This window comes from Bradyrhizobium sp. GW821-FHT13H05 (assembly GCF_058804065.1).
The window spans coordinates 540874-552811 of record NZ_JBXAPO010000004.1; the positions used below are offsets into that span (position 1 = coordinate 540874).

Annotated in this window: 8 protein-coding genes and 1 tRNA gene; 4 read left to right on the forward strand and 5 right to left on the reverse strand. The window is 56.9% G+C overall.

The features are described from left to right. Positions 1-68: 68 nt before the first annotated feature. Positions 69-144 (forward strand) — tRNA-Ile (locus tag AC1RR3_RS15725). A gap of 126 nt (positions 145-270) precedes the next feature. Here AC1RR3_RS15725 and AC1RR3_RS15730 read toward each other — a convergent pair. Further along, complete coding sequence (locus AC1RR3_RS15730) at positions 271-1830, reverse strand: AfsR/SARP family transcriptional regulator (protein WP_492824014.1); 1560 nt, start codon at positions 1828-1830, stop codon at positions 271-273. A gap of 345 nt (positions 1831-2175) precedes the next feature. Between AC1RR3_RS15730 and AC1RR3_RS15735 the strand changes: the two genes are divergently transcribed. The 3 genes from AC1RR3_RS15735 (at position 2176) to AC1RR3_RS15745 (ending at position 7457) form a co-directional block, all read left to right on the forward strand. Further along, positions 2176-3303, forward strand: coding sequence for a phosphatase PAP2 family protein (locus AC1RR3_RS15735; protein ID WP_492824015.1), 1128 nt, complete (start codon positions 2176-2178; stop codon positions 3301-3303). Continuing rightward, positions 3300-5402 (forward strand): S8/S53 family peptidase, encoded by a 2103-nt coding sequence (locus tag AC1RR3_RS15740; RefSeq protein WP_492824016.1) that lies wholly within the window; start codon positions 3300-3302, stop codon positions 5400-5402. The genes AC1RR3_RS15735 and AC1RR3_RS15740 overlap by 4 nt, the downstream gene beginning before the upstream one ends. A gap of 939 nt (positions 5403-6341) precedes the next feature. Continuing rightward, a complete protein-coding gene (locus AC1RR3_RS15745; protein ID WP_492824017.1) occupies positions 6342-7457 on the forward strand; it encodes an alpha/beta hydrolase in 1116 nt (371 codons plus the stop codon). 436 nt (positions 7458-7893) lie between these two features. Here the strand turns inward: AC1RR3_RS15745 and AC1RR3_RS15750 are convergent, their stop codons facing one another. The 4 genes from AC1RR3_RS15750 to AC1RR3_RS15765 form a co-directional block, all read right to left on the reverse strand. Continuing rightward, on the reverse strand, positions 7894-9714 hold the full coding sequence (locus AC1RR3_RS15750; protein WP_492824018.1) for a sensor histidine kinase: 1821 nt from the start codon (positions 9712-9714) through the stop codon (positions 7894-7896). 144 nt (positions 9715-9858) lie between these two features. Continuing rightward, on the reverse strand, positions 9859-10212 hold the full coding sequence (locus tag AC1RR3_RS15755; protein WP_492824019.1) for a response regulator transcription factor: 354 nt from the start codon (positions 10210-10212) through the stop codon (positions 9859-9861). A gap of 197 nt (positions 10213-10409) precedes the next feature. After that, positions 10410-10766 (reverse strand): HdeA/HdeB family chaperone, encoded by a 357-nt coding sequence (locus tag AC1RR3_RS15760; RefSeq protein WP_492824020.1) that lies wholly within the window; start codon positions 10764-10766, stop codon positions 10410-10412. Between the two features lie 90 nt (positions 10767-10856). Next, entirely contained in the window at positions 10857-11516 is a 660-nt protein-coding gene (locus AC1RR3_RS15765; protein ID WP_492824021.1) for a hypothetical protein, read from the reverse strand. Between the last annotated feature and the right edge of the window lie 422 nt (positions 11517-11938).

Consider the following 11938-nt stretch of genomic DNA (forward strand, 5'->3'; position numbering starts at 1 on the left):
CCTCCATCCCTGTAAACGAACCGCGCACCGTTGCCGGCCGCGCAAGTTTCGCGCGCCGTCCCGCGGCGGGGCCTGTAGCTCAATGGTTAGAGCCGGCCGCTCATAACGGTCTGGTTGCAGGTTCGAGTCCTGCCGGGCCCACCACGTAGAATTTCCATTTAACAAACAAGCAGTTGGGAAACGGCTTTCGACCTGCGCCCTCAATATGGTGATCGGTCGCAACTTTCTTGTTCGAGTCCTATCTGGGCGGATCTTCGCAAGACCAATTCGTTAAGTCTGTCCTCGGGGCAACGAGGCGATGATCGATGTTCGATGCAAACCGGCCGCGGGGTAAGATTTGTCCCGCAGCTTGTCGTAACAAAAATCAGGCTCGCTCGCTTGGAGCCTTCGAACCATTTCGGCGGAAAGGTCGTGCTGCCCTTCATGCGCATAGAGCGCAGACAGATAGCGCAGCGGTGGGGCAAACTTGGGGGCCAACGCGTGGCTCGCCTCAGCCAAATGGATAGCCTTCCCGAGGTCGCCCGCGATAGTCCCCGCGATACAACTTAACGCATCGATTTGATATCGGAATGGTGCCGAGCCCGCAATCGCACGCGCCAGCAGCGTATGCTGAAAGCCTTCCTCGGATTTTCCAAGATAGCTCTTAGCGATCCCGAGGCAAGCCCAGCCAATAGGGTTGGCATGGTTCAACTGAATGCTACGCTCCGCTAACTCATACGCGGCAACATATGAGCGCCGCATCATGGTCTGGACATGCGCACTTAACCCCGCCACATAGGAATTGTACGGCTCCATCTCCAGCGCGCGATGCATGAAATCGAGGGCCTCAGCTTCGATCGTTTGGCGACAAGAATATTGCCGCTCCGCAAGAGAGAACGTCCTTAAATAGGCACGCCATGCCAGATAGATGCCCCGACGCTCAATTTCGTATGCGTTAGCAAACAGCCTATCAGCTGCCTCAAAATTCATCTTACCCAAACGAAAAAGGTGAAGGATACCCGAATGACATAGTGCAGAAGCTGCGGTTCTTTCAGACCCTTTCAAGCGGACCTTGGTGAAGTGGTCGATCGCGACGCTGACCACCAGATTGATGCATCGCATTATGCTCGGGTCGTTCAGATCGAGCGCATCGTTTCCAGATAGCTGAATTGTCGACGACCATGACAGAGTATTGTTCGGCAGCTGCAAGAGGGCGAGCCTGACAATTTGCTTGGTGTCCGATCCAAACACGTCGGAACGCAACGAAAGCGTTTCACGGGAATCCGAAAGATCATCGTCATTTTCGATATGAGCACCGACTACACGGCAATCCAGAACTTTAGCGGCGCCGAGCTCGGTTATCGTCTTAGCCACAGAATCCAGCAGGCTGTTTGCGATCAGCGAGACGTCCTGCATACCAGCTTGCGATCCGCGGACAATGACTACTCGGTCTTGAAGATAGCTCGGGTGTTCTGCACGAGAGGAAATTGCAGACTGAACAACACGGCATTCGTCCGTTGCGGCGGTTGAACGATCGCTTACCGTCTGCCGCTGGCCGCGCAGCCAGTCTTCAAACCCTTCTTCGCCAATATCGAGGCCTTCCAACAGATCCGATCCAGACACCATTCCGTCGGAAGCACGTCGATCGATGTCTAACTCGAACCGGCTTTGATCGAGCGCCAGCACGTAACGATCTGCGACGAGAGCGCCCTGCTCCGCTCCCAGCGCCCGGCGTATCTCGGAGAGGCTTTGGCGCAAGCTGGCAGCGCCTTGCTCAGCCGCGCGGCTTCCCCACAACCTGTCCTGCAGCCAGACGCGCGAGCGCTTGTTGTCCGGAGACAAGGCCAACATCGCGAGGATCGCACAGGCCTTGCGTCCCCTCGGTGTGCAATCGTGACCGCCCGGCCCGTGCACCCGAAAGGGTCCGACAAGCCGGATACACAGCTTTGCGCCTAAACTTCCTATGGTTGGCTCGCGACGAATGATTCGCCTGCCTCGCAAAAATGGATACAGCAAAAAACACCAATACAACCCATGATAGTGAACCTCTGAACGATAGAACTGTCAACGTGAAATCGGCGTGAAATCGCGTTAATTCGCGAGCCGCCGCCTTGACCCTCGGCTCCTCCAAACCGAACATTGTCCGCGAAAGGGCTTTGATATTCGGCCGATAGGCTTTTGCGAGGGAGGAATCCGATGGCGCGGCTAAGCGGCGAGAGCGGTGAAAGTGGCGAGAGCGGTGAGAGTGGTGAAAGTGGTGAAAGTGGCGAGGGTGCACGCATCGGTTCATTCACTGGCGCGCGGGCACTGGTTTCCAATCGTGAAGGTGTAGTTGGACCATGGCATTCGATCCATGCGCCACCGCCACACTATCCTGCGGATGAAACCGCTCTGGATCTCTGGTCGACTCCGGTCAGACTGCGGACTATGCAAGCCGAGATGCTATCCGGAATCCAATACGATGACGGCGGCAAAGACGGCAAAGACTCGGTCGCGGTCGAATACCGCGGTCGAACGGGTAGTCGACATATGTTGATCCACATGTTCCGACCGCAAGAGCGGGATTTCGCCGCTCAGCTTGAATATGTGAGTAACTACGCGGCTCTGCGGATGGAACGTAGCGGTGAGATTGTATCCGAGATAACCGATATCCTATCGTTTCTGGGATCAGTCGGGTTTCTGCATCCAAATCGGATGCGGCGGACGGCCGAGCTATTGAACCTAGTGCTTGAGGTAACTGGAATCATAGAGATGCGGGTCAAACACGCGTTGGCCTGCCGCCGCCCCGCGGAATACTCACCACAGATTCAGCCGATGATTCCAACACCAGGCCACAGTTCTCTGCCCAGCGGTCACGCAACGGAGTCATTCGCTGCCGCCTTAGTTTTCTACGGATTGATAGTTGCGGCCAGGAACCCCAAAAAAACGAAGCAAGCTGTCACACCCGTCGACCAGACCTTCGTCCAGCTCATGCGAATTGCCGAACGAATTGCGATCAACCGCACTGTAGCCGGCGTTCACTTTCCGGTTGATAGCGTCGCTGGCATGGTGCTTGGCGTTACATTGGCCGAATTCTACCTAGCGCGTTTCTGCCAGCGAACGGTGCAGCCGCTCGTCTTCGACGGTCGCGGGTTCGAAGGCGACTTCAGTTACAAGAGCGTGCTGGCGATGAATTATAAGCGCAAGGGAGACGATAGTGCCATCATCCACAAAGGTGGCAAGCCATTCGATGTCGATAAATCAGACCTGCTGGAATATCTTTGGAATGAAGCGCTCGCGGAATGCAGGTTGGTGGTCCACTCCAAACCCAAGAGGGCGTCATGAACGCGGAGTGGCGTGAGAGCAACCGCGAACGTCCAGATCCCTATCTAGACTGGGAATACCGGACGCGGAGGATCACACCCAAAGACGGCGAAAGCTGGTGCTCTGCTCGAATCCAGGTCGTTCCAATTAATGGTGACTATTTGCTGAGCCTTTGCGAACTGCGCGATGCAGTCGAGAATGGTAGCTTGCCCGACGACGGTGCTGAGCCGGATTATCTTACCATTCGCATGTCAGATGATGAATTTAAGCACCTTTGTGACCTGATTGACGACATAGCGAGCCATCAAGTTGGTCCGCCGTTTGAAGACGTTCAGATGCAGTTTTTCATCTATCGCCTGGAATCGTACGTCTATACGCGGAGTGGAGGTTACGGGCAGACGTCCTTTTATTTGACGATCGATACCGGCCCTCCAATTGAAGGACTGAGGTTCAACAACCGCAGCGTCAAACGCAAGCCGCTAACATTTCCGCCATCGCTATTGCTGAACGAAACAGTTGCGATCGGCATCATCGACGATGGAATTGCTTTTGCGCACGAACAGTTCCGCAGCGGCCCGCAGGCGTCTCGGATCAAAGCGCTATGGATTCAGCAGATCGAGCACGCTCGCGTCCCGGACAAAGGCGTCGTGTTCGGCAAGCGGCTCGACAACGACAGCATCAACCAGTGTCTCAAAACTTGGGACACTGAGGAAGAAATTTACCGCGCAGTCGGCGTAACTGATTTCCGCTACAATACCTACAATCCACTTGCATCACGTGCCACGCACGGGACCCACGTGCTCGATCTCGCGAGCGGTTACGGCAATCCTCAAGCTCGCCCGATTCTAGCTGTTCAGTTGCCATCGGTAGCGACCATCGACACATCCGGCGTCACCATGGGCAGCTATGTGCTGCAAGCTGCCAGAATGATCATGGTCTGGGCCGATAGAATCAAGTTGGACGGAAGACGAAAACGGGCAGTACCGCTCGTCATCAATTTCAGCTACGGCCTTTGGGCGGGCCCGAAGGATGGCACGCAGCATATTGAAAAGGCGCTCACTGAACTGGTCGAATACCGGAACAAACATGTGGGGTTGACGCAGCTGGTTTTGCCTGCAGGCAATAGCTATCGCGCCCGCGCCACCGCAAGAATCGAGCTCGATGCCGATAAGCATAAGGTTCTGGAATGGGTTATCCTTCCAGACGATGCCACTTCGAACTACCTCGAGATTTGGCTCGAAGACGTAGCCGGTTCGCCTTCACTGTTTCCGGTCGAAGTGACGTTGGCTCCGCCGGAGAGTGTCGCGCCCTATCCAATCTGCCCCAAGGCAGGGATCATGAATGAACTCATGGTGGATGATCTGGCGATTGCCGGCGTCTATTGCGATGCCTTTGAGACGCGGGAACGCCTTGTTTTTGTTATCAACCCGACAGCGCGCAACGATCAACATCGTCATCTGGCACCGTCCGGCCGATGGAGAGTGTCGGTCAAAAATCTGGGCCGGCGAACGATCGCTGCGCATTTCTATGTCCAGCGCGACGATACGCCGTTCGGATACCCGCGTCGCGGGCGGCAGTCGCATCTCGATCATCCCCTCGCATACGAACGGGACGAGAAAACCGGCGACTATCGCCGGCAGGCGCCCGGTTGTCCGATCATCTACGAGGATACTCTGTCGTCGATTGCGACATACCCGCCCGGTCGCACGATCGTCGTTGGGGCTGCGGAAGCGACCGACAATCATCCTCCGGCCGATTACACATCGAGCGGCCCGACCAGGCTCCGGCCTGGCCCAGACAACTCCGCCTTTGCCGACGACGGCGACGCGCATTGGGGTAAGCTTGCCGCAGGAACGTTCAGCGGATCGGTCGTTGCGATGAGGGGGACGAGCGTCGCTGCGCCGCAGATCGTGCGCTACGCGGCAGAACAGCTGCAGATAATGAACTCACCTACTTACGACGCGCTCGCCACCACGGTCGCGCCGGTTGCGTCTGGCGAGGGCGACGTCATCATCCCGGTGCCACCTACGGATCAGGCGCGTCTTGGGAAGTTTATCTTCCAGCCGGCTCGTGATCCGAAAATCCCGAAACGCAGATATCCTGCGGTCAAGAGATCCTGAGAACATTTCGGACGATCACCACAAATAGTCATGAGGGCGTTGAGCCGTCGCTCGATTTCCTTTGCCAGCCCAAGTGCTGACGCGACCAACGTCGATCCCGCGTTAAACAACTGCTTCGCTCGAGCAGCGATCGGCATTGCGCGAGCCGCCCCAACGACAGGACACCCTGCGTGGCAGCGCAGCACATTGCCCGCGACCGCTCCATTACGTCCTCGTCGGCGAGCCCTGTGCGTACGCAGTCAAACAGTATTTTCTTTTCTTGCCTCTCATTTTTCACGACTTACTTGCGCTGGTCTGACGGACGCCTCACGCCATCCGTGCATGCTCCTCCGCGCCATACTCAAGTGGCTTTCATGGAGGATCAAAATGCATAAGCTCACTATTCCGGCTGCAGTCGCAGTCGTTACAGCTTTGAGCCTTCCCGCTCAGGCGGCAAAGTTCACGTGCACCTTTTTTCAAGCCAACAATCCAGTGGGAACATGTTCGATCGATTCGGCCGCGCCGGACAAACTTTGCGAACACAAATTTAGCCCGACTGTCACCGGCTCTTGTGGTGCTCAAGCCCCTGGACTTAACCTACTCGCGTGCTCGCTACATGATCCAAATGTCAAGGCGATAGACTTCGCAAAGAGTCCGGCGAGATCATCTCAGGCCGATCTTGCTCGCGCGCTCGCCGAACAACCCGGGTTCGCGGCGATCGGTGCAGCCTATGCCTTCCGGAATGACTGGCCTGACAACGTCCTCGTTGCCTACCGCGAAAGCACAACTAGTCCGGTACTTCAGGCCGGCTGCAGTAAATAGCGCCGCCGCATAGCACCTCGCGGCCAAGCGAATCCGGAGCTGCTTACGTGGCTTCGGATTTACGGCAAAACAGCGAGCCAACTAAGGCGCGTTCGACGGTTGCCAGATATTCAAAGTTCGTCAGCAGAGGAAGCCATCATGCCCGACACTATTCGCGTCCGATTTGCCACAAATCGAAACCCTGTCTCAGGGCCCGAACTCTTCGGCCCAAAATTCCGGGATAATAATCCGAAGCACTATGTCACTGGATCCATCAACGTCATCCACCGATCGAACTTGCCCGACAGCGGTTGGGTGCCTGATCCCAATTCCCTACAAGTCGATCCACCCATCGACGCAGCAATCTATCGCCCGGATATGCACAGCGGAAACGATATAGCGTCGTTTGCACGCGATCGCGTCGCGGCCGAGCTGACCACGGTCGGAAACCCGTCGTACGGCTTGGTGTTGCTCCCAGGCTTCGATTCGAAATTCCTCGATTCGATGAGCCGAGCCGCCCAGGTAATGGACAGCTATAAGGCCGCGGATATCTTCTGCTTCTCATGGCCTTCGCAAGGCAAGGTCGACATTCCCAGCTATAAGGCGGATCGCGACGCGGCCGCAAAATCCGCGAATGCGATTGCAGATTCTCTCCGGAGGCTCTTTGCCGTACTTGCGGCGTCGAAATCGAATCTTCCCGTTTTGCACATTGTCGCACATTCGATGGGCAATTACGCACTGAGGAATGCAATACAGTTGATCCCCGCGAAGGAGCGCAGCAAAACCTTGTTTGAAAGCGCATTCCTGATGGCGGCCGACGAAAACTACGATGCCCTATCTAAAGCAAACGAACTCAAGCCGCTTATAGTGCTTGCCAAGAAGGTTCCCGTTTACAAGAACGGCGGCGACCTCGCGCTTTCAGCAAGCAATGCCATCAACGGCTTTCCCCGCCTTGGAGCTTGGGGACCGCGCGACCTCGGCAAGCTTCCGAAAACGGTCACTTCAGTAGATTGCTCGGATGTGGGGCGGACCCAAGGCGATAACGGCGAAACGCACTACGGCCACCAATATTACCGCTTGTCTCCGTGGGTCATTGAAGACGTGCTTCAGGTCCTGGCGGGAATCAGTCCGGACAAGATTGACGGTCGTCTTCCTGCTATCCCCGACGAAGGAGGTCATGCCTGGTGGATTCCCTACGATTCTGGCGCGGCATTCCAAGCACGCAAACGCTCGATTGCCGGCCCGAAGAAGCGGGCAACGACCAAGAAACGCTAGCCTGCAATCCACCAAGATCCAGTGACTATCGAGAGGGCCGGGACATAGGAATCCCGCCCTCTGTGTCAGCTACATCGCTGAAAGCATTTTAACTTTTTCAAAGGTCTCGCGAAGTTCCGCTCCCGGCACTACACAAAGAGTTCGATACGTGTCCAAGAAGGCTCACCAATAAAATCAGGCACTTCTTGTATGGCGGGAAGTGGCGTTTTTTTCAAACCGCCTCGGATAAGTTGCCAATTTGGTCGTCTCGCCTGCGTCCGTGGATCAAAATCCATAATCATCAAAGGCGCCCGACTCGCGATGAGGTACCCTTCCGATGGAAAGGGTCCTGGCGCACCAGTGGAGCTGTGACCGACCGTTCGTGCCATTAATGGAAAGATAAAGTCGTCACGCTGGGCCAAATCGGTGCGGCGAATGTGACCACTCCTCTTATTACCTAAGCCTTGGCCAGCGGAAGCTTAAAAGAAAACACGGCCCCGCGGGCGCGGTTCTCAGCCCAGAGTTCGCCCCCATAGCTTTCAAGGATCGTTCGAGCGATCGGGAGTCCCAGCCCCGTCCCTTGCGGCTTCGTTGTGACGAATGCATTGAAGATGCTGGCCAGCTTGCTGTCGGGAATACCCGTTCCTGAGTCGGATATCTGGACCTCGATGCCATCAGCGTCAGCCAGCGCGGTCCGGATCGAAAGATTGCGCGGGATCACCTCGTCCATCGCATCCACGCCATTCATCACGAGGTTCATGAGGACCTGCTGCAGATGAATCGGATCACACCGCACCCGTAACGGCTCGGGCGTGAGAATGGTACGCAAGTTCACCCCCCGCCTCGTGATTTCAGGAGAGACAATTTTGACTATGTCCCGCACGGAATCGTTCAAATCGAACGTTCGCAAATCGGATTCCGTCCTGTTGTTCAGCAAATTTCGCAGTCCGCTGATGATGTCGCTGGCCCGTTGCTCGTCCCGGACGATATCGGAAAGAATCTCGCCGAGCTGAGCAACGTCCGGTGGATTCGCCTTCAGCAGCACCTGCGCAGCTTCGGTATTGCTCAAAATCGCTCCGAGCGGCTGGTTAAGTTCGTGCGCTATGGACGACGATAGAACACTGGCGGTTGTAACGCGGTTCAAGCGGACCACTTCCTGACGACGACTGTTGGCCTCGGCTTGGGCGACATGGCGCCGGCGCCGCTCGACCAGCAGCAATCCAATGATACCGGCCTGCAGCAGGATAGCAGCCGTAACAGCCGACACCTGCAGCCGGTACTGCTCCCACACACTCGGAACGCGAAACATGACCTCGCTGCCTGGCGGCAGCTGGCTCTCGCTGATATTCCAGCGCTTCAGCTCTCTCCAGTCGTATCTCGGCGATGCAGCGGGGATTGGAGGCGTTTTGATGCTGCCCGGCGACTCTCCGCCCAGAATGCGAACGGCAACGGCGGCGGTCTGTCGGCTGACATCGGATATGTTCGTCATCCGGCCGCCGATGATCCCCTGGCCGAAGAACGCGTCCTGTTCTGAAAAGATTGGCGCATTGGCGACCGCATGTATCCGATCTATGGCTCGATTGCCTTCGTGCACGACGCCGGCGGCGTCCACCAACATCTGTCCGTAGACGATGAAAGTCCGGGGCGGCAGGATAGCCACCTGCTCAAGGATCTTCTCCAGCGACAGTTCATTGGAATAAGTGATGTCGATCCGGCTTGTCAGCGGTTGGAACAGCTTGCGCATCTCCTCCAGCCATAGCTTCTCGATCGGAGAACTTCCGATCACGATGAAGAGCCTGGTCGTCTCCGGAACCAGCTTCAGGATCTGGTCGGGAGTGCTCAATACATCGACAGTTACCGAAACCATTGCATCGGTCGCCGGCGCGTCCGACGACATCCGCTGCGCGAGGGCCGCGTACAAGGCCGGGATCGAAGGAAAAATCCGCTGACGGTTTTGCTGAAAGAATCGTGCCGCGGGGCCGCCGATCGTCACGATGAGGTCGAGTTTGCGCTCGGTAAAAACCGCGTTCAAATAGCTGACAAAGGCGTCTTCATTTCCGTCGGGGAAGCGGGCCGTCGACAGCGACACCTCAAAGATATCGATGGGATCTTTCGACTGAAGCTTCAACTCTTCGCGGATCTTTCTTGCGTAGTCATCCCACGGCGAAAAATCTCGGCCAACCGAATGAACAATCAGCACCCGCTTAGACTGGGAGAACGCCGCACCGGTCATCGCCAGGAGCAGAACGATCGAGTTGAACAGTATTCGAGCTATCATGCGACAGGGCAGCCGTTTACGCGAGATGTCACAATGTGACGAGAACCCAATCCTACTCGGCTTGCCCAGCGCTTGGGAGAGTAATTATAAGCATCAAGTTCCGCGACAACCCCCTGCACTCGTCGAGAAACCGAGCTCGATTCCTCAAGGAATCCTTCCAATGGCATCGATGAGCAGTTTTGACAGAAACGGCTTCTTCAAATACGCAAAGCAACCCGCGTCGAACGCCTCCTGCCGGGTGATCTCATTATCGATGGCCGTCATCATAATAACCGGCAATTCCCTACCTGACGCGATCAATTGCCGTTGCAGATCGATGCCTGAGATTCCCCCAAGGTGAATATCCAGGAGCAAACAGTCCGCCTCGCACCCGACATCGGCCTCCAGGAACGCCTCCGCCGAGGCAAACGTTCTGACCTGGAAGCCGTGGGCCGACAAAAGGCGGTTCAGACCTTGCAGCATGCTGGGATTGTCATCGACGACAGCTATGGTGCGCATGACGATACGATCATTGGCTGTTTGCAGTTATCCGCTCGGCAAGAAACGCAATCCCAGATCAGATACGAGCCGCGATCGAATTGGTTCCAGCGCGCGGCTTGCAAACAACAGTTCTGCACCGATGTCCTTTTGGCACTATGCAAAATCCGCCCTGCGGCAAGGGCGCCCAGATTGTCGTAACATCAAACCGCGAGATTTCACGGCTTCATTTCAATCCCCAGCTTCGCCCGCATGTCCTTGAACACGACGGCGATGGCCTCGATGATCAATTGACCGGGGTTCGCCTTGCAATAGACGATGACCTCATGCTCGGCCTCTTTTGATTTGACGATATCCATATAATGCTTGCGAGCGAGCCCGTTGTACCAGCCGCTATACCAGGCCGTCAGCCGGTCGGCATCGCCTTGCCAGGTCCCAGCAAGTTGAGCGCATGTCAGCGTCTGCACATTCAAGAAGCCGTTGGCGTCGGCATAGGTGCTCAAATCAACCTGAGCGCGGGCAACCGGAATCGTCGTCGCGGACAGTATCGTTGCGAAAATCAGGGCCCTGTACATCTTGCACTCCATTCCATTCTCCTGCCGAGCTCGTCGCATGGTCGCTGAATCGAAGCGGGGGAGTCTGCATCTCCCCCGCCGCCTCTCTTCTCAGTAACAGGGCGGATAGGGGTAGTAGCCGCAGACCGGACGGGGATAGGCGTAAGCGTACGGATGGTAGTAGGCAGCCGCTCCATACGCGGCCGCCCCGACCGCACCGGCATACATCGCGCCCCGGAATGCCGTACGCCGTGCGACACCGGCAAACGACAGCGGCGTGAGCGGCCGGCCGATGATGTCAATGAACAGCGCGGCCCCGCCGTCCGCGCCGGCAATATCCCCTTCGAGGGTCTGAACGGTAAACGTCAGCTTGTCACCCTCCAGCTTCGGATTCTTCAGCACCACGACCGCGTCCTTCACCGCGCCGTCCTTGCCGAATACGGACAAGGTCGCGTTCGGAGGATTCTTGGTGAAGCTGTCGTCACCCGATCCCCATTCCGCGATGACGTCGGCGGTGGGCTGGTGGCCGGCGGATCGCACCGGGCGGTCGGCAAATATGATGGAGCTCGGGGCAATGCCCGTCAGCACCAGCGTCTCGCCCTGCAACGTCGCCGCACGGGAATTGAGCACGAACAGCGAGGGAACGATCTCAGGCTTGGCTGCGGCGGCCGGCGCGCCAATCGTTTTCAACGCGAACGGCGCCGGTGCAGTTTGGGCGCCGGCCGTCGCCATGCTGCCCAATATCGCCGTCACGGCGAGCAGCCCAGCCATCTGAACAAATCTTGTACTCGTCATCTCTACCTCTCCTGTTGGGATTCGGGTTACCGCCAATGTCATCAGCAATCGGTCGCGCTATCAGGCACTATGGGTGCGCGATGAAACACCGACTATGCAAAAACGAACCGATCGGAAAACATTGAGCGGGCCGCCTCCGGACGAGACATCGAACTCCGACACGTCTTGTCGGCCCATCGACAGCTTCGGCATGCCGCGCAGCGTGCGAATGTCCGCTTTGCCGAACCACGGCGACTTTTCATGACGGATGTTTGAGCCAGGGCGCGGACTCATCGCGCGTAGCTCGACTCAGATTGATGCGAATTTGGCGAACGCCAAATAGTAGGCTGCGAACCTGTCGTATCAGGTTCCAACTCGCCGACATCGCTTGATCTTGTCGAAGAACCGTTCAATCAAGT